Here is a 22,165-nt window from a genome sequence, read left to right on the forward strand (position 1 = left end):
TTATGAGGTCAAGAAATATGTAGTCAAATCAGCATGTTATGCATCAAAAAAGCCAATTCGCCAACAAAGCGTACACAGGTTATCCACAGATGCTCAAACGACGGGGGTCTCTACCACTACGGGTTCCGGAGGCAAGGAGCCCATGGCCCGCTGTTGAGCTTCATTCCAAGCCGCTGCGCGGTCATTCAGTGCGGCGATGGCCCGTGGCCCTTCGCCTTCTGCGTACATCGGTTCACCGATTACCACGGTGATGGTACCTGCGCGTTTGGCCCAGCCGGTCTTGGGCCAGAACTTGCCGGCGTTATGTGCAATTGGCAACACAGGCAAGTTGGCATTGACCGCCAGTGCGGTACCGCCACGTGAGAACTTGCCCACCGTACCGAAGGGCACCCGTGTGCCTTCCGGAAAGATCAGTACCCACACGCCATCCTTGAGCAGTTCATCACCTTTCTTGGCGACATGCTTGAGCGCTGCCTTGGGGTTGTCGCGGTCGATGGCGATCGGCCGGAGCATAGCCATGGCCCAACCGAAGAACGGCACATACAGCAGCTCGCGCTTGAGCACCTGACTCAGTGGCGAGAAATAAGCCGAGAGGAAGAACGTCTCCCAGGTGCTCTGGTGGTTCGACAGAATCACACAAGGCTGCTCCGGGACGTTTTCAGCGCCCTTGATCTCGAAACGGATATTGAGGAATACCTTGCTCAGCCACAACGCGCAGCGGCACCAATAAACGTTGATGAAACGATAGCGCGCCTTGAAAGGCAGGAACGGTGCGATAAAAAAGCTCAGGGTGCACCAGAGAAACGAACTGGTGCCCAGCAGCAGGTAAAAGAAAAAGGTTCTGATGGCCTGCAAGATCGACATGGCGGCATTTACCGTTGCGGGACACGGCCCGCCTGTTAAAAGCGCACTCCCGAACAATCCTTGGTCAGGAAGTCGAGGGCGGCTAGTTGTTGATAAGTTCTGCGGCAACGGCCGCCAGATCGTCAAAAATCAAGGTGCCTACCGGCAGGTTTTTCGCCTGGGTCTTCTCGCCTTTTCCGGTCTTAACCAAAACTGGCTGAGAGTCGACGGCCTTGGCCGCCTCCAGGTCACCGAGGCTATCCCCGACGAACCATATCCCAGCTAACGGCACCTTGTAATGTTCTGCAATAATTTTCAACATGCCAGGCTTGGGCTTGCGGCAATTGCAGCCCTCATCCGGCCCGTGGGGGCAGTACACCACCAGCCCCACCTCGCCCCCCTGCTCGGCCACCAACGTGCGCAAACGCGCATGCATGGCTTCCAGGGTAGGAATGTCGTAGTAACCACGGGCGATGCCGGACTGGTTGGTGGCAATGGCCACGGTCCAGCCGGCTTTGCTCAACTGCGCGATGGCCTCGATCGAGCCGGGCAGTGGGATCCACTCATCCACCGACTTGATGTAAGCGTCGGAGTCGTAATTGATCACCCCGTCCCGATCGAGAATCAGCAGTTTCAACATCATCAGCCCAGTACGGAAATGTCAGCGATATTGATGAACAGGCCACGCAGACGCGCGAGCATGGCGTAGCGGTTTTTCCGCACGCCGGCATCGTCGGCATTGATCATCACTGCTTCGAAGAACGCATCCACCGGCTCACGCAACGACGCCAGGCGCGCCAACGCTTCAGCGTAGTTACGCTCGGCGATCAGCGGCTTCACGGCGTTTTCGGCCTTGGCAATGGCCGAGTTCAGCGAGAACTCCTTGGCATCGGCAAACAGGCCTGGGTCGACTTCGGCATTGCCGAGGTTGTCGGCCTTGCTCAGCAGGTTCGACACGCGCTTGTTCACGGCAGCCAGGGCATCAGCTTCCGGCAGCTTGCGGAATGCCTGTACGGCTTGTACACGCTGGTCGAAGTCCAGGGCAGAACCCGGTTGCAGGGCACGCACCGACAGGTAGACCGAAACGTCCACGCCTTCGTCTTCATAACGCGCACGCAGGCGGTCGAACACGAACTCCAGCACTTGCTCGGCCAGGCCGGCTTGCTTGACCTTGGCGCCGAACTGGCCGACGGCGAACACCACGGCCTGGGTCAGGTCGAGGTCCAGCTTCTTGTCGATCAGGATGCGCAACACGCCCAAGGCCGCACGACGTAGGGCATAGGGGTCTTTACTGCCGGTGGGCAGCATGCCGATGCCGAAGATGCCAACCAACGTATCCAGCTTGTCGGCGATGGCTACTGCCGCACCGGTCAGGGTGGTCGGCAGCTCTGCACCGGCACCGCGCGGCATGTACTGCTCGTTCAGGGCCAGGGCGACTTCTTGCGGCTCACCGTCGTTGAGGGCGTAGTAATAACCAGCAACGCCTTGCATCTCGGGGAACTCTCCGACCATCTCGGTGGCCAGGTCGCACTTGGACAGCAAGCCGGCACGTGCGGCCCAGGCCGGGTCGCCGCCAATGCGCGGGGCAATGTAGGCCGCCAGTTTGGAAACCCGTGCGGCCTTGTCATAGACACTGCCGAGTTTTTCCTGGAACACCACGTTTTGCAGGCGCAGGTTGAAGTCTTCGAGCTTCTGCTTCTTGTCTTGTTTGAAGAAGAACTCGGCGTCGGTCAGGCGCGGGCGAACGACTTTTTCGTTACCGGCGATGATCTGCTGCGGGTCCTTGCTTTCGATGTTGGCCACGGTGATAAAACGCGGCAGCAACTTGCCGTCCGCGTCGAGCAGGCAGAAATACTTCTGGTTGTCCTGCATGGTGGTGATCAACGCTTCTTGCGGCACCTCAAGGAAGCGCTCCTCGAACGAGCACACCAGCGGCACCGGCCATTCCACCAGGGCGGTCACTTCGTCCAGCAGGCTTGGCGGCACGATGGCGGTGCCTTCCTGCAGGCGCGCCAGCTCTTCGGTGCGCTTGCTGATCAGCTCGCGACGCTCGTTGGCATCGGCCAGCACATAAGCAGCGCGCAGGTCGTTGAGGTAGTTGGCCGGCGAGGTGATACGCACGCTTTCTGGATGGTGGAAGCGGTGCCCACGGGAATCACGACCGGCTTTCTGGGCGAGGATAGTGCAGTCGATGACCTGGTCACCGAGCAGCATCACCAGCCATTGGGTCGGACGCACGAACTCTTCCTTGCGCGCACCCCAGCGCATGCGCTTGGGGATAGGCAGGTCGTTCAGGGAATCTTCGACGATGGTCGGCAACAGGCTGGCGGTCGGTTTGCCGGTGATGACCTGGCTGAAACGCAGTTTCGGGCCGCTTTGGTCGACCTCGCTCAGCTCTACGCCACACTTCTTGGCAAAGCCAAGGGCGGCCTGGGTCGGGTTGCCTTCGGCATCGAAAGCCGCCTGGCGCGGCGGGCCATCGAGGTTGATGCTGCGATCCGGCTGCTGGGTTTCCAGCGCGGTCAGCAGTACCGCCAGGCGACGTGGCGCGGCGTAGACTTTCTTGGCTTCAAACTTCAGGCCGGCGGTCTGCAGGCCTTTTTCGATACCGGCCAGGAACGCATCGGCCAGGGTATTGAGTGCCTTGGGTGGCAGCTCTTCGGTGCCCAGTTCAACCAGGAAATCTTGAGCACTCATTGTGCAGCCTCCAGCTTAGCCAACACTTCATCACGCAAATCCGGGGTTGCCATCGGGAAGCCCAGCTTGGCGCGAGCCAGCAGGTAGGCTTGGGCGACGGAACGCGCCAGGGTGCGTACACGCAGGATGTATTGCTGACGCGCAGTTACCGAGATGGCACGGCGGGCGTCCAGCAGGTTGAAGGTATGGGACGCCTTCAACACCATTTCATAGCTCGGCAACGGCAGCGGCTGTTCGAGTTCGATCAGGCGCTTGGCTTCGCTTTCATAGAAGTCGAACAGTTCGAACAGCTTGTCGACGTTGGCGTGCTCGAAGTTATAAGTGGACTGCTCCACTTCGTTCTGATGGAACACGTCGCCGTAGGTGACTTTGCCGAACGGGCCGTCAGCCCACACCAGGTCGTACACCGAGTCCACGCCTTGCAGGTACATGGCCAGGCGCTCCAGGCCGTAGGTGATTTCGCCGGTCACCGGGTAGCACTCGATGCCGCCGGCTTGCTGGAAGTAGGTGAACTGCGTCACTTCCATGCCATTGAGCCAGACTTCCCAGCCCAGGCCCCAGGCGCCCAGGGTTGGCGATTCCCAGTTGTCTTCGACGAAACGGATGTCGTGCACCAGTGGGTCCAGGCCCACATGCTTCAACGAGCCCAGGTACAGTTCCTGGAAATTATCCGGGTTGGGCTTCAATACCACCTGGAACTGGTAGTAATGCTGCAGACGGTTCGGGTTTTCGCCGTAGCGGCCGTCAGTCGGGCGGCGACTGGGCTGCACATAAGCGGCGTTCCAGGTTTCCGGGCCGATGGCCCGCAGGAATGTAGCGGTGTGGAAAGTGCCGGCGCCTACTTCCATATCGTAGGGCTGAAGTACCACACAACCTTGCTCGGCCCAGTATTGCTGGAGGGCGAGGATCAAGTCTTGGAAGGTACGCACGGCTGGCGTAGGCTGGCTCACGAAATTCACCTGTTACTTGGGCTGCGATTTAAAGAGCGGGAGTATACCCGATTCGGCCCTGCCACCACTCCCTGGAGCCTTATGCCACGCTGCTTTTGGTGTTCTGAAGATCCGCTGTACATGGCTTATCACGATCAGGAGTGGGGAACGCCGCTGCGCGATGCGCAGGGTTTGTTCGAGTTGCTTTTGCTCGAAGGGTTCCAGGCAGGCCTGTCCTGGATCACCGTTTTACGCAAACGCGAGCATTATCGAAAGGTGTTGTTTGGCTTTGATGCGCAGCGTCTGGCGCAACTGAGCGATGACGAGATCGAGGTGTTGATGCAGGATCCAGGCATCGTGCGCAATCGCTTGAAGCTCAACGCTACTCGGCGCAATGCCGCGGCCTGGCTGGCATTGGAAGATCCGGTGGGTCTGCTCTGGTCGTTTGTCGGCGGCAAACCCAAGGTCAATCATTTCAAGGATCGCAGCGAAGTCCCGGCGATTACCACCGAGGCCGAAGCAATGAGCCGCGCCTTGAAAAAAGCCGGCTTCACCTTCGTCGGCCCGACCATCTGCTACGCCTTCATGCAGGCCTCGGGCATGGTCATGGACCACACCCAGGACTGCGACCGCTACGCGGACTTGGCCAACGCCGGTTAGAATGCCGGCTTTGCGCACCACACACGATCAGGAGTGACCTGTGGAAAAGTTTAAAGGCGCCTTGCTGGTAGGCGCTCTCCGGTTGTTTGCCCTGCTGCCCTGGCGCGCCGTACAGGCCGTCGGCACGGGCATCGGCTGGATCATGTGGAAAACCCCCAATCGTTCCCGCGACACGGTGCGGATCAACCTCTCCAAATGCTTCCCGGACATGGACCCGGCCGAGCGCGAGCGCCTGGTGGGTCGCAGCCTGATGGACATCGGCAAATCCCTGACCGAAAGCGCCTGTGCGTGGATCTGGCCGGCGCAGCGTTCCATCGACCTGGTACGCGAAGTCGAGGGCCTTGAAGTGCTGCACGAAGCCCTGGCCTCCGGCAAAGGCGTGGTGGGGATCACCAGCCACCTGGGCAATTGGGAAGTGTTGAACCACTTCTATTGCAGCCAGTGCAAGCCGATCATTTTCTATCGCCCGCCCAAGCTCAAGGCAGTGGACGAATTGTTGCGCAAACAGCGTGTGCAACTGGGTAACCGCGTGGCGGCGTCGACCAAGGAAGGTATTCTCAGCGTGATCAAGGAAGTGCGCAAAGGCGGCCAGGTGGGTATTCCTGCCGACCCGGAGCCGGCTGAGTCGGCCGGCATCTTCGTACCATTCTTTGCCACCCAGGCGCTCACCAGCAAATTCGTGCCGAACATGCTCGCAGGCCACAAGGCGGTGGGCGTATTCCTGCATGCCCTGCGCCTGCCGGACGGCTCAGGCTACAAGGTGATCCTGGAAGCGGCGCCGGAAGATATGTACAGCACAGACACGGCCACCTCCTGCGCGGCGATGAGCAAGGTGGTGGAGCGCTATGTCGGCGCCTACCCGAGCCAGTACATGTGGAGCATGAAGCGCTTCAAGAAGCGCCCGCCGGGTGAGGCGCGGTGGTACTGATTCACAGCTGACTCAAGACCGATATAGAAACAATGTGGGAGGGGGCTTGCTCCCGATAGCGGTGGTTCAGCCAAATATGCATTGGCTGACACACTGCCATCGGGAGCAAGCCCCCTCCCACATTTAGTCCTGTATCAAGCCTGGCGGTCGAGTTTTTTCAGGAACACGGTCATCTCTTTTTCGGCTTGTTTGTCGCCATGGGCCTGGGCCGCTTCGATGCCCCTCTCCCAAGCCAGTCGTGCTGCGGCGTTATCACCCAACCCTTGCTGCGCCTTGCCCAACAGCTTCCACGCTGCCGAATACTTCGGATCGAACTCGACGCACTTGGCTAGATGCTCGGCCGCCTTGGCATTGTCCTTCAAGTCCAGATAACCCTTGCCCAACCCAAAGCGCAGCAGCGAATTATCCACACCCTTGGCGAGCATTTTTTCCAGGGATTCGAGCATGTCGGTCACTCCGTCGGATCAGAAAAAGCTCAAGCCCACGTGGAACAGTTTCTCCACGTCGCGGATATGTTTTTTATACACAAGGAACAGAATCACATGATCACCGGTGGCGATCACCGTATCGTCGTGAGCAATGATCACTTCTTCATCACGAATAATTGCGCCAATAGTGGTGCCCGGCGGCAGGCCGATATCGCGAATGGCCTTGCCGATGACTTTGCTCGACTTCGAGTCACCGTGGGCGATCGCCTCGATGGCTTCCGCCGCGCCCCGGCGCAATGAGTGCACGCTGACGATATCGCCACGGCGTACGTGGGCGAGCAAGGTGCCGATGGTGGCTAGCTGCGGGCTGATGGCGATATCGATATCGCCGCCCTGGATCAGGTCGACGTAGGCCGGGTTGTTGATGATGGTCATCACCTTCTTCGCCCCCAGCCGCTTGGCCAGCAGCGACGACATGATGTTAGCTTCGTCATCGTTGGTCAGGGCCAGGAAGATGTCGGCGTCGGCGATGTTCTCTTCCATCAGCAGGTCGCGGTCCGAGGCGCTGCCTTGCAGTACGACGGTGCTGTCGAGGGTGTCGGATAAATGCCGACAACGCGCCGGGCTCATCTCGATGATCTTCACCTGGTAGCGGCTTTCGATGGCTTCGGCCAGACGTTCGCCAATCTGCCCACCGCCAGCGATGACAATGCGTTTGTAGCTTTCATCGAGCCTGCGCATTTCGCTCATGACGGCGCGAATATTCGCTTTGGCGGCGATGAAAAACACTTCGTCGTCGGCTTCAATCACCGTATCGCCCTGGGGCAGGATCGGCCGGTCACGACGGAAAATTGCCGCTACGCGGGTTTCTACATTCGGCATGTGTTCGCGCAGCTGGCGCAGTTGCTGGCCCACCAACGGCCCACCGTAGTAAGCCTTCACCGCCACCAATTGCGCCTTGCCTTCGGCAAAGTCGATCACCTGCAAGGCGCCCGGAATCTCGATCAGGCGCTTGATGTAGTGGGTCACTACCTGTTCCGGGCTAATCAGTACGTCGACGGGAATAGCATCGTTATCGAACAGGCCGGCGCGGGTCAGGTAGGCCGCCTCGCGCACACGGGCGATCTTGGTCGGGGTATGGAACAAGGTATGGGCCACCTGGCAGGCGACCATGTTGGTTTCGTCGCTGTTGGTCACCGCGACCAGCATGTCGGCATCGTCGGCACCCGCCTGACGCAGCACCGTCGGAAACGATGCGCGGCCTTGCACCGTACGGATATCCAGGCGGTCGCCCAGGTTCCGCAGGCGCTCGGCATCAGTGTCGACCACGGTAATGTCGTTGGCTTCGCCGGCCAGATGTTCGGCCAGCGTGCCACCAACCTGCCCTGCCCCAAGGATGATGATTTTCATCCGGTCACTCCCTTAAAACCATTCAGCCGCGCGCGGCGGCGATCTTGATCAGTTTGGCGTAGTAGAAACCATCGTGCCCGCCTTCCTGCGCGAGCAGTTGGCGGCCGTGGGGCTGCTTGATGCCTGCGGTAGTCGCGAGGTCAAGCTCACGCGCGCCGCTGGTGCGGGCGAGGAAGGCCTGGATGACCTCGGTATTCTCGGTGGGCAAGGTGGAGCAGGTGGCGTAAAGCAGGATGCCACCGACTTCCAGGGTAGGCCACAGTGCGTCGAGCAGTTCGCCTTGCAGCACGGCCAGGGCGGCGATGTCGTCGGGCTGGCGGGTCAGCTTGATGTCCGGGTGCCGGCGTATGACCCCGGTGGCGGAGCACGGTGCGTCCAGCAGGATGCGCTGGAACGGCTTGCCGTCCCACCAAGTGGCGGTGTCGCGGCCATCGGCGGCAATCAGTTCGGCGCTCAGGCCCAGGCGTGCGAGGTTTTCTCGTACGCGTACAAGGCGCTTGGCTTCAAGATCCACGGCCACTACACCGGCCAGGTTTTTTTCGACTTCAAGGATGTGGCACGTCTTACCGCCCGGTGCACAACAGGCGTCGAGTACACGCTGGCCGGGCGCCAAGTCGAGCAAGTCGGCGGCCAATTGCGCGGCCTCGTCCTGCACACTGATCCAGCCTTCGGCAAAGCCCGGCAGGCTGCGCACATCGGCGGCGGCTTCCAGCACGATGCCGTCCGTGCTGTACACGCACGGGGTGGCGTTGATGGCCGCGTCGGCGAGTAATTGCAGGTACACGTCACGGCTGTGGTGGCGACGGTTGACCCGCAGGATCATCGGCGGGTGCGCGTTGTTGGCCGCGCAGATAGCCTCCCATTGCTCGGGCCAGAAGGCTTTAAGGGACTTTTGCAGCCAGCGCGGGTGGGCGGTGCGCACCACCGGATCATGTTCCAGCTCGGCCAGCAGTGCTTCGCTTTCACGCTGGGCGCGGCGCAACACGGCATTGAGCAGGGCCTTGGCCCAGGGCTTTTTAAGTTTGTCGGCGCACCCGACGGTTTCACCGATGGCTGCGTGGGCTGGTACCCGGGTGTAGAGCAATTGATAAAGGCCCACCAGCAACAGCGCCTCGACATCAGCGTCTGCCGCTTTGAACGGCTTTTGCAGCAGCTTGGCCGCCAGCGCAGACAACCGAGGCTGCCAACGGGCGGTGCCAAAGGCCAGGTCCTGGGTGAAGCCGCGGTCGCGGTCTTCGACTTTATCCAGCTGGGTTGGCAGTGAACTGTTCAGCGAAGCCTTGCCGTTGAGGACAGCAGCGAGAGCCTTGGCGGCGGCCAGACGTGGGTTCATTGAGCGGCCACCCCAAGGATTGTGCCGAGGGCAAATTTCTCACGGCGACTGTTGAACAAATCGCTGAAATTCAGCGCTTTGCCGCCGGGCAATTGCAGGCGAGTCAGGCACAGCGCCTGTTCACCACAAGCCACCAGCAGACCATCTTTGCTGGCGCCGATGATTTCGCCGGGAGTGCCTTTGCCGTCGGCCAAGGATGCGGCGAGTACTTTCAAGGCTTCGCCGTTGAGGCTGCTGTGGCAGATGGGCCACGGGTTGAACGCACGCACCAGACGCTCCAACTCCACAGCGGGGCGGCTCCAGTCGATGCGCGCTTCGTCCTTGTTCAGCTTGTGGGCGTAGGTGGCCAGGCTGTCGTCCTGTATTTCACCTTCCAGGGTGCCCGCCGCGAGGCCGGCGATGGCCTGGAGCACGGCGGACGGCCCCAGCTCAGCCAGGCGGTCATGCAGGCTGCCGCCGGTGTCTTGGGCGGTGATGGGCGTGGTGACCTTGAGCAGCATCGGGCCGGTGTCCAAACCCGCCTCCATGCGCATCACGGTCACACCGCTTTCCCCATCGCCCGCTTCCACGGCGCGCTGGATAGGCGCCGCACCACGCCAGCGTGGCAACAGCGAGGCATGGCTGTTGATGCAACCCAGGCGCGGGATATCCAGCACCGCCTGTGGCAGGATCAAGCCGTAGGCCACCACCACCAGCAGGTCCGGTTTCAGCGCGGCCATTTCGGCCTGGGCCTCGGCATTACGCAGGGTCGGTGGCTGCAGCACCGGGATATTGTGCTCCAGTGCCAATTGCTTGACCGGGCTCGGCATCAGTTTTTGCCCGCGACCGGCCGGGCGATCCGGCTGGGTGTACACCGCGACGATGTCATAAGGGCTGGCAAGCAGCGCCTTGAGGTGTTCGGCGGCGAATTCAGGGGTGCCGGCAAAAACAATGCGCAATGGCTCGGTCATGGGCGTTCTCGGTTAAAAGCAGTCACAAAAGAAAAAGGCTTGCCGCAGCAAGCCTTTGGAAGAAGGGTATCAAGCTTGCTGGCGATGCTTTTTTTCCAGCTTCTTCTTGATCCGGTCACGCTTGAGCGTGGACAGGTAATCGACAAACAGCTTGCCGTTGAGGTGGTCGCATTCATGCTGGATGCATACCGCCAACAGGCCTTCGGCAACCATTTCGAACGGCTTGCCATCACGGTCCAGGGCCTTGATCTTCACGCGCAGCGGGCGTTCGACGTTCTCGTAGAACTCCGGCACCGACAGGCAGCCTTCCTGGTATTCACCCATCTCGTCGGTCAGCGGTTCGAACTCGGGGTTGATGTATACCCGAGGCTCGCTGCGATCTTCAGACAGGTCCATGACCACGACGCGCAGGTGCACGTTGACCTGGGTGGCGGCGAGGCCGATGCCCGGGGCTTCATACATTGTTTCAAACATGTCATCGACCAACTGACGAACCTTGTCGTCCACTACGGCCACCGGCTTGGCGATCGTGCGCAGGCGCGAGTCGGGAAATTCGAGGATGTTCAAAATAGCCATAAGCGTAATTGCTGCACATGTGAGGTAGAGACCAATCGGCGGTGGGATGGACCCACACGGCCGGTGTGAAACGCTCGGAAGCCGCGAAGGCCATGACATTTCACGCGAACGCACATAATAAAGGAGATTGACCCCATGAGGAAATCGCTACTCGTCTTGCTGCTATGGGCCCCGCTTGCCACGGCACTGATTGCGCAGCCCACCGAGCGCCTGGGTCAGGCGCCGCAACAGGCCATCCAGCACTTCCTGCTGCATAACCGTATTCTCGATTCACCCCAGGACCTGGATAACGCACCTTACATTGTCGCAGTACAAGGCGGTCGTGTGCTGGTTTCCAACGGCGAGCGTATACATGCTCGCGGTAGCTTGGACCCGGCCCAGCCCAGCTATGGGATCTTTCGTCGGGGCAAGGCCTACATCGACCCTGACACCCAGGAGCTACTGGGAATCAACGCCAATGACATCGGCACCGCGCGCTTTTTGCTCGCCGACAACCTCACTACCTTGACGGTACAGAGGGTTACCCAGGAAATCCGCCCGGGCGACCGTTTGCTCCGTGCCGAACCGCCTGTCGAGCTGGCCAACCTGCAAGCAGCCAAATCAGCACCCTTCATCGAAGGGCACATTATCGATATTCCCAGGGGCATCACTCAGTTCGGCGCGCTGGATGCCGTGACCCTGAACAAGGGACGTCGCGATGGCCTGGTAGAAGGCCAATTGCTCACGGTGATCAAGGCTGGCGCCACTGTGCGAGACGCTCTTACCGGCGTGCCGACCCGACTTCCCGATGAGCGGGCCGGCACCCTGCAGGTCTTTCGCACCTATGAAAAGCTCAGTTATGCCCTGGTGCTCAGTGCTTCACGCGCCCTGGCGATTAAGGACCGTTTTGAGACGGCTCAACAATCACAATAAATAGCCTGCTAAATAAGTTACCAACAGAGTTATCCACAGCTTGTTCCGGTCAAGGATGATCAAATGAATCCGATAAATAGTAGCGAAATCTCTCCGGCAGAACTGGAAGCCCGGCTACGCTTGCACAGGCTGCCGGAACTGGGTCCGAAGCGTTTTCATACGTTGATTGAAGCCTTCGGCTGCGCCTCCAAGGCCATCAGTGCTCCTGCCAGTGCCTGGCGTTCCCTCGGCCTGCCCGCCATCAGTGCTGATGCCCGGCGTAGCCCGCAAATTCGTGACGGCGCCAGTGAGGCGTTGACGTGGCTGGGCCACCCGGCCCAGCATTTGCTGATGTGGGACCAGCCTGACTACCCTGCACTGCTCGCCCAGATCGATGACGCGCCGCCGCTGTTATTTGTCGCGGGCAATCCAGGGATTTTGGAAAAACCCCAGTTGGCCATGGTCGGTAGTAGGCGGGCGTCGCGCCCGGGAATGGACACGGCCGCTGCGTTTTCACGCAGCCTGGCGAGCGCCGGTTTTGTCATCACCAGCGGTCTCGCATTGGGCATAGACGGCGTGGCGCATCAGGCGGCACTGGATGTGGGCGGCCATACAATCGGCGTGCTCGGCACTGGCCTGGAAAATTTTTATCCACAGCGCCATCGCAAGCTCGCGGCGGCGATGATTGCCCAGGGCAGCGCGGTGGTTTCCGAGTTTCCGCTGGATGCACCGCCTCAGGCCGGCAATTTCCCACGGCGCAATCGGATTATCAGCGGGCTCTCGCTGGGCGTCCTGGTGGTGGAAGCCAGCATGGCCAGCGGTTCGCTGATCACTGCGCGGCTGGCGGCGGAACAAGGGCGTGAGGTCTATGCGATCCCGGGTTCCATCCATCATCCCGGGGCCAAGGGCTGTCATCAGCTGATTCGCGATGGCGCAGTGCTGGTGGAAACCATCCAACACATTCTTGAAGGCTTGCGCGGTTGGCAAGCGGTGTCGCGTCCCACGCCGCTGCCGATTATTCACCCACTGGTAGCGCTTTTGCATGCGGCGCCGCATAGCAGCGAAGCCCTGGCGATTGCCAGCGGCCGGCCTTTGTCTCAGGTGCTGGCAACCCTTATGGAACTGGAGCTGGAAGGCCAGGTGATCTGCGAAAGCGGACGCTGGCTTGCGCGTTGCCAGCTTTCGTAGCCGTCAGTTCTTTGGAGCTAGGTTTTGTAACGAAGATCGGTAAACTGCCCAGAGCTTTAGTTCGGAGAGTAAAGAATGGTCAACAGGTGGCGTGTGCTGGAAGCCGCACGGGAAATTCGCGCAGGCGCGGTGATTGCCTATCCGACCGAAGCGGTCTGGGGCCTGGGCTGCGACCCGTGGAATGAAGAAGCGGTGGATCGGTTGCTGGCGATCAAGAACCGATCAGTGGACAAAGGCCTGATCCTGGTGGCGGACAATATCCGTCAGTTCGACTTTCTGTTTGAAGACTTCCCGGACACCTGGATCGAACGCATGGCCAGCACCTGGCCTGGACCTAACACCTGGCTGGTGCCCCATCAGGACTTGCTGCCGGAATGGGTCACAGGCATGCATGACACGGTGGCCTTGCGGGTCACGGACCACCCGTTGGTGCGGGACTTGTGCGCACAGGTCGGGCCGCTGATTTCCACATCGGCCAATCCTCAGGGGCGTCCGGCGGCGCGCACGCGGATTCGCGTGGAACAGTATTTCCGCGGGCAACTGGACCTGGTGTTGGGTGGAGCCCTGGGTGGGCGCAAGAACCCGAGCCTGATTCGTGACCTGGTGACGGGGGATGTGGTGCGGCCCTCCTAAGACCGAGGTGCGGCCATCGCGGGCAAGCCGCCTTCCACATTTTGACCGCGTTGTCATGACGGACACAGATCAAATGTGGGAGTGGGCTGCCCGCGATGACTCGCTTAAGGCAACAGGATTGTTGAGCCGGTTGTACGGCGCCCCGACAACTCCGTCTGCGCCTTGGCCGCATCCGCCAACGAAAACCGCTGGTTGATATCAATGCGCACCTTGCCGCTCTTGATCATCGAAAACAGGTCATCCGCCATCGCCTGCAAGGCCTGCGGGTTGCTGGCGTAGGTCGCCAGCGTCGGCCGGGTTACGTACAGCGAGCCTTTGGCCGACAAGATGCCCAGGTTCACGCCATCTACCGCGCCTGACGCGTTGCCAAAGCTTACGACCAAACCCCTTGGCGCCGTGCTGTCCAGAGAGGTCAGCCAGGTGTCCTTGCCGACGCCGTCGTACACCACTGGGCACTTTTTGCCGTCAGTTAATTCCAGTACGCGTTGTGCGACATTTTCCTTGCTGTAGTCGATGGTTTCCCAGGCACCGAGGGATTTGGCCAGGGCGGCCTTTTCCGGGGAGCTGACCGTACCAATCAACTTCACACCCAGGGCCTTGGCCCACTGGCAGGCCAGGGAACCGACGCCACCGGCAGCGGCGTGAAACAGGATAGTCTCGCCGCCTTTCAGCTCGTAGGTCTGGCGCAGCAGGTACTGCACGGTCAGGCCCTTGAGCATGGCGCCGGCGGCCTGTTCAAAGCTGATGTCCTCCGGCAAGTGCACCAGGTTGGCGGCGGGCAGCACATGCAACTCGCTGTAGGCCCCCAGCGGGCCGCTGCCGTAGGCAACGCGGTCGCCGACCTTGAACTGGGTGACTTCACTGCCAACGGCATCCACCACACCGGCGCCTTCCGCGCCCAAGCCCGATGGCAGGGCGGGCGGTGCGTAGAGGCCACTGCGGAAATAGGTGTCGATGAAATTCAGGCCGATCGCCTCGTTACGCACGCGAACCTGCTGCGGGCCAGGCTCCGCCGGCGTGTAGTCCACATATTCGAGAACTTCGGGGCCGCCATGGGCGCTGAACTGGATACGTTTGGCCATCTGCACTTCTCCTGAGGTTGCATTCGCGTAGCCCCCTATCCCACTCCTAAGCTTGATCTTCGTCAACTGCGACGCAACGGAATGCAGTGGTATCCTGTGCGCCCATTTGCCGCCGACGCCCAGTGGCCTCGCGTAGCTTTGCCCGATTCAAGGTGATGCCATGACTACCCGCACCGAGGCTGTTAAAGCCTACCTGCTTGACCTGCAAGATCGCATTTGCAGCGCCCTGGAAACCTTCGAGACGGACACTCGCTTTATCGAAGACGCCTGGACCCGGCCTGCCGGCGGCGGCGGTCGCACCCGTGTGATCGAGAACGGTGCGGTGATCGAAAAGGGCGGCGTCAACTTTTCCCACGTGTTTGGCAGTGGCCTGCCACCGTCGGCCAGCGCCCATCGCCCTGAGCTGGCCGGTCGCGGCTTCGAGGCACTGGGCGTGTCGTTGGTGATCCATCCGCACAACCCGCATGTACCGACTTCCCACGCCAATGTGCGCTTTTTCATCGCAGAAAAAGACGGCGAAGAACCGGTGTGGTGGTTTGGTGGCGGCTTTGACCTCACCCCGTACTACGGCAATGAAGAAGATTGCGTCCACTGGCACCGCGTGGCCGAGCAGGCCTGTGCGCCGTTTGGCCCGGACGTCTATTCGCGCTACAAAGCCTGGTGCGACACCTACTTTCACATCAAGCATCGCAATGAGCCCCGTGGCATCGGTGGCCTGTTCTTCGATGACTTGAACGAGTGGGGCTTCGACACCTGCTTTGCCTTCATTCGCGCCATCGGCGATGCCTATATCGACGCTTACCTGCCGATTGTGCAGCGCCGCAAGGCCATGGCCTATACCGAGCAGCAGCGCCAGTTCCAGGAGTTCCGCCGCGGCCGCTACGTTGAGTTCAACCTGGTCTATGACCGTGGCACCTTGTTTGGCCTGCAATCGGGTGGCCGCACCGAGTCGATCCTGATGTCGCTGCCACCCCAGGTACGTTGGAGCTATGACTGGAAGGCCGAGGTTGGCAGCGAAGAAGCGCGCCTTACCGACTATTTCCTGCAAGACCGCGATTGGCTCGGCGTCGTCGCGCCCAAGGCGGCGGTGTGATGGATCGTTATGTCGTGTTCGGCAACCCCATCGGCCACAGCAGATCGCCGCTGATTCACCGTATGTTCGCCGAGCAGACCGGCGAACAACTGGACTACAGCACTTTGCTCGCGCCGTTGGAGGATTTCACCAATTGCGCCCTTGAGTTTTTCCAACAGGGCCGTGGCGCCAACGTCACCGTACCCTTCAAGGAAGAAGCCTACCGTCTGGCCAACACCTTGACCGAGCGTGCCCAGCGCGCCGGGGCGGTGAACACCCTGAGCAAATTGGCTGACGGCACATTGCTGGGCGACAACACCGACGGCGCCGGCCTGGTGCGCGACCTGACGGTGAACGCAGGGCTTAACCTGCACGGCAAGCGCATCCTGTTGCTGGGTGCCGGCGGTGCCGTGCGCGGTGCACTGGAGCCGTTGCTGGCGCAGCAACCCTCATCGTTGATCATTGCCAACCGCACCGTGGAAAAGGCCGAGCTGCTCGCTAAGCTGTTCGATGACCTGGGCCCGGTGTCTGCCAGTGGTTTCGACTGGTTGCGTGAGCCGGTGGATGTGATCATCAACGCTACTTCGGCCAGCCTGGCAGGCGATGTCCCGCCGATTGCCGGCAGCCTGGTCGAACCGGGCAAGACGTTCTGCTACGACATGATGTACGCCAAGGAACCCACCGCGTTTTGCCGTTGGGCCACGGAACACGGCGCAGCGGTGGCAATGGACGGCCTCGGCATGCTGGTGGAACAGGCGGCCGAAGCCTTCTTTCTGTGGCGCGGCGTGCGCCCGGATTCGGCGCCGGTACTGGCCGAACTGCGCCGTCAATTGGCCTGACACAGATCGAAATGTGGGAGGGGGCTTGCCCCCCGATGCTGCCTGTCAGCTCCGATATGTTGGCTGACACACCGCTATCGGGGGCAAGCCCCCTCCCACATTTTGAGCGTGTTCAGTCTTCGAAATGAATGGGGCAGTTGTCGGCACCTTCCAGTTTCTTCAACTCCTCAACTACTTGCGGCCTGGCCCGGCGCAACGTCAGGCTGCGTCCCAACCCCGCCAACCGCCGCGCCTCCTGATGCAGCATCTCCACCCCGGAATAGTCGATAAAGTTGATCTGCTGCGCCTCGATCACCACCCGTTCGCCCTGCAAGCTTTGCAGCCGCACTTGCAGGTAATGGCTCGCACCAAAAAAGATCGAGCCGCCCACTCGCAACACATCCTCCTCACCGTCGCGCCATTGCTGAACCCGTGGTTGCGAGGTGCGCTTGAGGTAGAAAAACAGCGACGCCAGCACCCCGGCATAAATGGCCGTTTGCAGTTCCAGCAGCAAGGTGGCGACACACGTCAGGCTCATCACCACGAATTCGGCGCGACTGACTCGGAATAATGCTCGAATGCCCCGGTGGTCTATCAGGCCCCAGCAAATCAGCAGGATGCTCGCCGCCATGCTCGGGATTGGGATATGGGCGATCAACGCCGCGCCAAATAATGCGAATAACGCCACCCACAGTGCCGAAAACACCCCCGCCAACGGCGAGCAGGCGCCCGCCTCGTAGCTAAGGCCCGAGCGGGTGAAGGAGCCCGCCGACAGGTAGCCGGAGAAAAATCCGCCGACGATGTTGGATAAACCCTGGGCGCGCACTTCCTGGTTGGCGTCGAGCAACTGTTGCGAGCGGGCTGACAGCGAACGGGCAATCGACAGGCTGGTCACCAACCCCAGCATCCCCACCGCTACGGCGCTGGGCAGCAAGCGCAAGACCAGGTCCAGGTCCATCGGCAACGGGCTGAACGGCGGCAGCTTGCCGATAAACGCACTGACCAATGCCACATGCCCGAACATTGCCGGCCACAGCCATGCTGCAACGCTGCCCAGGGTCAGGGCGATCAGCAGCGTTGGCCAGCGTGGCATTAGATACTTGAGCAATGCACCAGCCAGTAAAGTGCCAAGCCCCAGGGCGAGGGAAGCGTGGTCCCACTCTGCGCCATGGTCGATCAGCGCCAGCAGGCTATTGATGGCTGTGGCCTGGCTCGGCAAATCCAGCCCCATCAGATTGGGCAACTGCCCCAGGGCGATGACCACGGCCGCGCCCAGGGTGAAACCCAGCACCACCGAATGGGAGACAAAATTCACCAGCGCGCCGAAGCGCAGCAAGCCGAGCAGCCACTGGAATACCCCGGCGAGGAAGGTCAGTAGCAGGATCAACGTGATGTAGTCCTGGGAGCCCGGCACGGCCAGGGGGCTGATGCTGGCGTAAAGCACAATGGAAATGGCCGCCGTAGGCCCGCAGATCAGGTGCCAGGACGAGCCCCACAGGCAGGCGATCAACACCGGGATGATCGCGGCATAGAGCCCGTATTCCGGTGGCAGGCCGGCGATCAGCGCGTAGGCAATCGACTGCGGCAAGGCAAGCACGGCGCCACTGAGGCCGACGATCGCATCCCGGCCGACGCTGGCGCGGGTTTGGCGCGGGAGCCAGCTGAGGAAGGGGAAGAGTGTATGGCGGTTGGGCCGGGGCATCGCAGGCTCGGGTAGAAGGTTTGGCTTAGAGTATCAGTACGCACCGGCTCCCTGTGGGAGGGGGCTTGCTCCCGATAGCGGTGTTTCAGCCATACATTCATAGCTGATAGGCCGTCATCGGGGGCAGGCCCCTACCACATTTGGATCGAGGCGCATCTAGAGTTGGGCTTTTACCGCGGGCAACGCATCCTGGCCATCCAGGGTTTTCACGCCGTCGAGCCACTTGTCCAACACCGCCGGGTTGGCCTTGATCCACGCCTTGGCTGCCTCGGCATTGCTGACCTTGTTATTGGCCACCTCAGCCATGATGCTGTTCTCCATCTCCTGGGTAAAACTCAGGTTGGTGAGCAGTTTTCCCACATTCGGACAGGCCTGTGCGTAACCCTTGCGGGTCAAGGTATACACGCTGCCGGTGTCGCCAAAGTACTTTTCGCCGCCCTTGAGGTAACGCATTTTCAACTGCACGTTCATCGGGTGTGGAGTCCAGCCGAGGAAGGTGACGAAACGCTGTCTCTTCACTGCCCGCGAAACTTCGGCGAGCATCGCCTGTTCACTGGATTCGATCAGCTTCCACTGGCCGAGATCAAAGTCATTTTTCTTGATGATCTCCTGCAGCGAGATATTCGCTGGCGCTCCAGAGCCGATGCCGTAGATTTTCTTGTCGAACTTGTCGGCAAACTTGTTCAGGTCGGAAAACTCGTGCACCCCGGCGTCCCATACGTAATCCGGCACGGCGAGGGTGAACTCGGTGCCGTCGAGGTTTTTCGCTAGCTGCACCACATCGCCGTTGGCCACGAACTTGTCATAGAAACCCTGCTGCGCGGGCATCCAGTTGCCCATGAACGCGTCCACCTGGCCATCCTTGAGCCCGCCAAAGATAATCGGCACCGCCAGGGTGTCGACCTTGGGCTTGTAGCCCATGCCCGTCAGCAGAAAACCCGTGATGGCGTTGGTGGCGGCAATGTCGCTCCAGCCCGGATCGGCCATCTTTACCGTTTCACAACGGGCGTCCGCGTACACATGGGCGCTGCTTAAGGCGAGTACCGCTACGCTTAGCACCACAGTCAACTTTTGCATGGCCTTCCCTCTGTTTATTTATTGGTTTTGGCAGGGTTGTGGATAACGTGCCTTGCGCTCCAGGTCGTCGAGGTCGATATGGTTGCGCATGTACTGCTGACTGGCGTCCACCAGTGGCTGGTGGTCCCAGCTCTTCAGCTTGCCTTGGGTCAGCGCCTCGAACACCAGGCGGCGACGGCGTTGGCTGGCGAGCACCTGTTGGTGGATCGCCGGTATGTCCCATTTAGCCCGCGCTTCGCGCAAAAACGCTTCGAACAACACTCGGTGTTCCGGTGACTCGCTGAGGTTCTCCCGCTCGTGCGGGTCGTTATGCACATCGAACAGTAGACAAGGATCGTCTTCGCTGTAGATGAATTTGTAGGCGCCCCGGCGGATCATCATCAACGGGCTGATAGTGCCTTCGGCCATGTATTCGCCAAACACTTCGTCGTGCCCGCCCTGCCCCTGCAAGTGTGGGACCAGCGAACGGCCGTCCAGTGGCAGGCGCGGGTCCAGTTCGCCGCCGGCCAGTTCTACCAGGGTCGGCAACAGGTCAGCGGTGGACACGGCCTGAGTGACGCGGCCAGCGGCGAACTGCCCCGGCGCACTGATCAGCAGCGGTACGCGGGCGGCCATTTCGAACCAGTGCATTTTGTACCAGAGGCCGCGTTCGCCGAGCATATCGCCGTGGTCGCCGGAGAAGATGATGAGCGTGTCGTCGGCCAGGCCGGTGTCTTCCAGGGTTTGCAGGAGCTTGCCGACATTGCTGTCGATATAGCTGCACGCCCCGAAGTAGGCGCGGCGCGCATCGCGGATCTTGTCCACAGGCAGCGGTTTGTCCCACAAGTCATAGACCTTGAGCAGCCGCTGGGAGTGTGGATCCAAATCTTCTTGCGTCGGCGTTGCAGGCAAAGGGATGTCGGCGTCGTCGTACAGATCCCAGAACGGCTTGGGAATGGTGTAGGGGTCGTGGGGATGGGTCATCGACACGGTCAGGCAGAACGGCTGGTCACCGTCCTCACGAATATGATCGAACAGGTACTGCTGGGCCTTGAACACCACCTCTTCGTCGAAATCCAGCTGGTTGGTGCGCACACACGGGCCGGCTTGCAGCACCGAGGACATGTTGTGATACCAGGTAGGACGTACGTCCGGTTCATCCCAGTTCACTGCCCAGCCATAGTCGGCCGGGTAGATGTCGCTGGTCAGGCGTTCTTCGTAGCCGTGCAATTGGTCGGGGCCGCAAAAATGCATCTTGCCCGACAATGCGGTGCGGTAGCCGAGGCGTCGCAGATAGTGGGCATAGGTCGGCACATCGGCGGGGAAATCGGCGGCGTTGTCGTAGGCGCCGATCTTGCTCGGCAACTGGCCGCTGACCAGTGTGAAGCGCGACGGTGCGCACAACGGACTGTTGCAGTAAGCGGCGTCGAATACCACGCCTTGAGCGGCGAGGCGGCTGAGGTTGGGCAACTTGATCGGGGACGGCCCGTAGAACGGCAGCATTGGCGCGGCCATTTGATCGGCCATGATGAAAAGAATGTTCTTGCGCTTCATGGTTACTCGGCATTCCATAGGCGGTATTTATGCGACTGAGCATGCGGCCCATGAAACATGGGGTAAAGCCCATGCAAAGCAATGTCTAGGATAAGTTGAGCTTATGTATAACGCACTAGGTAACCTCTCTCTCGACCTGCTGCGTGCCTTTGAAGCGGCAGCGCGGCATCGTAGTTTCACCGCCGCCGCGATGGAGCTGGGCACGACTCAACCGGCCGTCAGCCAGCAGATCAAGCGTCTTGAAGAGCAATTGGCAATCCGCCTGTTTGACCGCATTTATCGCGGTATCGAACTGACCGACGCCGGCGCGTTGCTGTACGAGCATGTGCAAAGCGGCTTGCAGAGCATCAACCTGGGCCTCAGCGCCATTTCCCAGCAAGACCAGCATGAAGTGCTGCAAGTGGCCACCGACTTCGCCTTCGCTGCCTATTGGCTGATGCCGCGCCTGCACCGCTTCCACCAGGCCAACCCGCAGGTGGATGTCAGCCTGGTGACCAGTGAGCGCAACCATGCCACCCTGCGCAGCGATATCGATGTGGCGGTGTTGTTCGGCGATGGCCGCTTCAAGCAGGGCGACAGCTTGTGGTTGTTCAACGAGGAAGTGTTCCCAGTGTGCAGTCCGCAATGGCTCAAGGACCAGGCAGCACCGCTGACCGTGCAGGCCTTGCAAGATTGCCCGTTGCTGCACCTGCGTCAGGAAAACAACAGCCGGTGGTTCGACTGGAACGGGGTGTTCCGTGAACTGGGTATTACGGCCGCGCCGACCCCTGGTCAATTGCGTTTCGATAACTACACCTTGCTGATCCAGGCTGCGATTGCCGGCCAGGGTGTGGCCATCGGCTGGCGCCACCTGGTGGATAACCTGCTGGAACAAAACTGGCTGTGTCGACCGATCAGCGACACCGTGACCTCGCGTTTCGGCTATTACGTGGTGCAACCCCAGCGCAAACGCCGTGGGCAGTTGGTCGAGCGCTTTGTCGAGTGGCTGGTCGCTGAACAGGCCAGCAGTGCGCAGTCGTTGACCGGGCTGGCCCTGCCATCGATTGCGGTCTAGGATCGGCGCATATTGGATCCGGAGTCCGTCATGCAACGTATCAAGGGCTACCACGCCCACATCTACTTCGATGCCAGCACTATCGAACAGGCCCGTACCCTATGTGAAGACGCGGCCAGGCTGTTTCCCCTGCGCATGGGCCGTGTGCATGAGAAGCCGGTGGGCCCGCACCCGAATTGGAGCTGCCAGCTTGCGTTCGAGCCGGAATACATCGGTGTGGTATTGCCGTGGCTGGCGCTGCATCGCAATGGCTTGGTGGTGTTCCTGCACCCTGAAACCGGCGATGACTTGAAGGACCACACCGATTACGCGGTATGGATGGGGGCCATGCGCGAATTGAATCTGTCGGTTTTTTAACCTT

At 60.7% G+C, this 22,165-nt stretch carries 22 protein-coding genes; 9 read left to right on the forward strand and 13 right to left on the reverse strand.

The genetic code is table 11. The features are described 5' to 3' along the window. Positions 1-93: 93 nt before the first annotated feature. The 4 genes from BLU48_RS28490 to glyQ form a co-directional block, all read right to left on the reverse strand. A complete protein-coding gene (locus BLU48_RS28490; protein ID WP_057023235.1) occupies positions 94-864 on the reverse strand; it encodes a lysophospholipid acyltransferase family protein in 771 nt (256 codons plus the stop codon). A gap of 82 nt (positions 865-946) precedes the next feature. Beyond that, positions 947-1,486, reverse strand: a complete 540-nt coding sequence (gene gmhB, locus BLU48_RS28495; protein WP_164484809.1) for a D-glycero-beta-D-manno-heptose 1,7-bisphosphate 7-phosphatase — start codon at positions 1,484-1,486, stop codon at positions 947-949. Then, on the reverse strand, positions 1,486-3,540 hold the full coding sequence (gene glyS / locus BLU48_RS28500) for a glycine--tRNA ligase subunit beta (protein WP_057023234.1): 2,055 nt from the start codon (positions 3,538-3,540) through the stop codon (positions 1,486-1,488). The genes gmhB and glyS overlap by 1 nt, the downstream gene beginning before the upstream one ends. Next, positions 3,537-4,490 carry a glycine--tRNA ligase subunit alpha gene (gene glyQ / locus BLU48_RS28505; RefSeq protein ID WP_057023233.1) on the reverse strand — a complete coding sequence of 318 codons (954 nt, stop codon included), beginning with the start codon at positions 4,488-4,490 and terminating at the stop codon, positions 3,537-3,539. Before glyQ ends, glyS begins: the two co-directional genes overlap by 4 nt. A gap of 81 nt (positions 4,491-4,571) precedes the next feature. Here glyQ and BLU48_RS28510 point away from each other — a divergent pair, with 81 nt between their 5' ends. Continuing rightward, positions 4,572-5,129: a DNA-3-methyladenine glycosylase I gene (locus BLU48_RS28510; protein ID WP_057023232.1), complete on the forward strand. Its 558-nt coding sequence runs from the start codon at positions 4,572-4,574 to the stop codon at positions 5,127-5,129. A 40-nt stretch (positions 5,130-5,169) separates the two neighbouring features. Continuing rightward, complete coding sequence (locus tag BLU48_RS28515; protein WP_014716285.1) at positions 5,170-6,057, forward strand: lysophospholipid acyltransferase; 888 nt, start codon at positions 5,170-5,172, stop codon at positions 6,055-6,057. 134 nt (positions 6,058-6,191) lie between these two features. Here the strand turns inward: BLU48_RS28515 and BLU48_RS28520 are convergent, their stop codons facing one another. From BLU48_RS28520 to def, 5 genes are all read right to left on the reverse strand, one after another. After that, entirely contained in the window at positions 6,192-6,503 is a 312-nt protein-coding gene (locus tag BLU48_RS28520; protein WP_057023231.1) for a hypothetical protein, read from the reverse strand. Positions 6,504-6,521: 18 nt separating this feature from the next. Continuing rightward, positions 6,522-7,895 (reverse strand): Trk system potassium transporter TrkA, encoded by a 1,374-nt coding sequence (gene trkA, locus BLU48_RS28525; protein ID WP_057023230.1) that lies wholly within the window; start codon positions 7,893-7,895, stop codon positions 6,522-6,524. A gap of 22 nt (positions 7,896-7,917) precedes the next feature. Then, positions 7,918-9,228, reverse strand: a complete 1,311-nt coding sequence (gene rsmB, locus BLU48_RS28530; RefSeq protein ID WP_057023229.1) for a 16S rRNA (cytosine(967)-C(5))-methyltransferase RsmB — start codon at positions 9,226-9,228, stop codon at positions 7,918-7,920. Next, positions 9,225-10,178, reverse strand: coding sequence for a methionyl-tRNA formyltransferase (gene fmt, locus BLU48_RS28535; protein ID WP_057023228.1), 954 nt, complete (start codon positions 10,176-10,178; stop codon positions 9,225-9,227). Before fmt ends, rsmB begins: the two co-directional genes overlap by 4 nt. Before the next feature lie 69 nt (positions 10,179-10,247). Further along, the gene (gene def, locus BLU48_RS28540) at positions 10,248-10,754 is read right to left on the reverse strand and encodes a peptide deformylase (protein ID WP_046070226.1); all 507 of its coding nucleotides are present in this window, start codon (positions 10,752-10,754) and stop codon (positions 10,248-10,250) included. 135 nt (positions 10,755-10,889) lie between these two features. On the opposite strand from def, the gene BLU48_RS28545 reads away from it, so the two are divergent. The 3 genes from BLU48_RS28545 (at position 10,890) to tsaC (ending at position 13,466) form a co-directional block, all read left to right on the forward strand. Next, a complete protein-coding gene (locus BLU48_RS28545; protein WP_057023227.1) occupies positions 10,890-11,666 on the forward strand; it encodes a hypothetical protein in 777 nt (258 codons plus the stop codon). A gap of 63 nt (positions 11,667-11,729) precedes the next feature. After that, positions 11,730-12,833: a DNA-processing protein DprA gene (dprA, locus tag BLU48_RS28550; RefSeq protein ID WP_057023226.1), complete on the forward strand. Its 1,104-nt coding sequence runs from the start codon at positions 11,730-11,732 to the stop codon at positions 12,831-12,833. 75 nt (positions 12,834-12,908) lie between these two features. After that, positions 12,909-13,466, forward strand: a complete 558-nt coding sequence (gene tsaC, locus BLU48_RS28555; RefSeq protein WP_043048265.1) for an L-threonylcarbamoyladenylate synthase type 1 TsaC — start codon at positions 12,909-12,911, stop codon at positions 13,464-13,466. Between the two features lie 104 nt (positions 13,467-13,570). Here tsaC and BLU48_RS28560 read toward each other — a convergent pair whose 3' ends face one another. Next, entirely contained in the window at positions 13,571-14,548 is a 978-nt protein-coding gene (locus tag BLU48_RS28560) for an NADPH:quinone reductase (protein ID WP_043048266.1), read from the reverse strand. A gap of 160 nt (positions 14,549-14,708) precedes the next feature. Between BLU48_RS28560 and hemF the strand changes: the two genes are divergently transcribed. Further along, the gene (gene hemF, locus BLU48_RS28565) at positions 14,709-15,641 is read left to right on the forward strand and encodes an oxygen-dependent coproporphyrinogen oxidase (RefSeq protein WP_056847525.1); all 933 of its coding nucleotides are present in this window, start codon (positions 14,709-14,711) and stop codon (positions 15,639-15,641) included. Then, the gene (aroE, locus tag BLU48_RS28570) at positions 15,641-16,459 is read left to right on the forward strand and encodes a shikimate dehydrogenase (protein ID WP_057023225.1); all 819 of its coding nucleotides are present in this window, start codon (positions 15,641-15,643) and stop codon (positions 16,457-16,459) included. Before hemF ends, aroE begins: the two co-directional genes overlap by 1 nt. A gap of 112 nt (positions 16,460-16,571) precedes the next feature. Here aroE and BLU48_RS28575 read toward each other — a convergent pair whose 3' ends face one another. The 3 genes from BLU48_RS28575 to betC form a co-directional block, all read right to left on the reverse strand. Then, positions 16,572-18,140, reverse strand: a complete 1,569-nt coding sequence (locus BLU48_RS28575) for a SulP family inorganic anion transporter (protein WP_057023224.1) — start codon at positions 18,138-18,140, stop codon at positions 16,572-16,574. Positions 18,141-18,296: 156 nt separating this feature from the next. Then, positions 18,297-19,217 (reverse strand): choline ABC transporter substrate-binding protein, encoded by a 921-nt coding sequence (gene choX / locus BLU48_RS28580; protein ID WP_057023223.1) that lies wholly within the window; start codon positions 19,215-19,217, stop codon positions 18,297-18,299. 18 nt (positions 19,218-19,235) lie between these two features. After that, positions 19,236-20,750 carry a choline-sulfatase gene (gene betC, locus BLU48_RS28585; RefSeq protein WP_057023222.1) on the reverse strand — a complete coding sequence of 505 codons (1,515 nt, stop codon included), beginning with the start codon at positions 20,748-20,750 and terminating at the stop codon, positions 19,236-19,238. 103 nt (positions 20,751-20,853) lie between these two features. Between betC and BLU48_RS28590 the strand changes: the two genes are divergently transcribed. Both BLU48_RS28590 and BLU48_RS28595 read left to right on the forward strand, forming a co-directional pair. After that, positions 20,854-21,804, forward strand: coding sequence for a choline sulfate utilization transcriptional regulator (locus BLU48_RS28590; RefSeq protein ID WP_057023221.1), 951 nt, complete (start codon positions 20,854-20,856; stop codon positions 21,802-21,804). 30 nt (positions 21,805-21,834) lie between these two features. Continuing rightward, complete coding sequence (locus BLU48_RS28595) at positions 21,835-22,161, forward strand: DOPA 4,5-dioxygenase family protein (RefSeq protein ID WP_057023220.1); 327 nt, start codon at positions 21,835-21,837, stop codon at positions 22,159-22,161. The last annotated feature ends 4 nt before the right edge of the window (positions 22,162-22,165 follow it).

This window comes from Pseudomonas synxantha (assembly GCF_900105675.1).
In the GTDB taxonomy this organism is placed as follows: Bacteria; Pseudomonadota; Gammaproteobacteria; order Pseudomonadales; family Pseudomonadaceae; genus Aquipseudomonas; species Aquipseudomonas synxantha.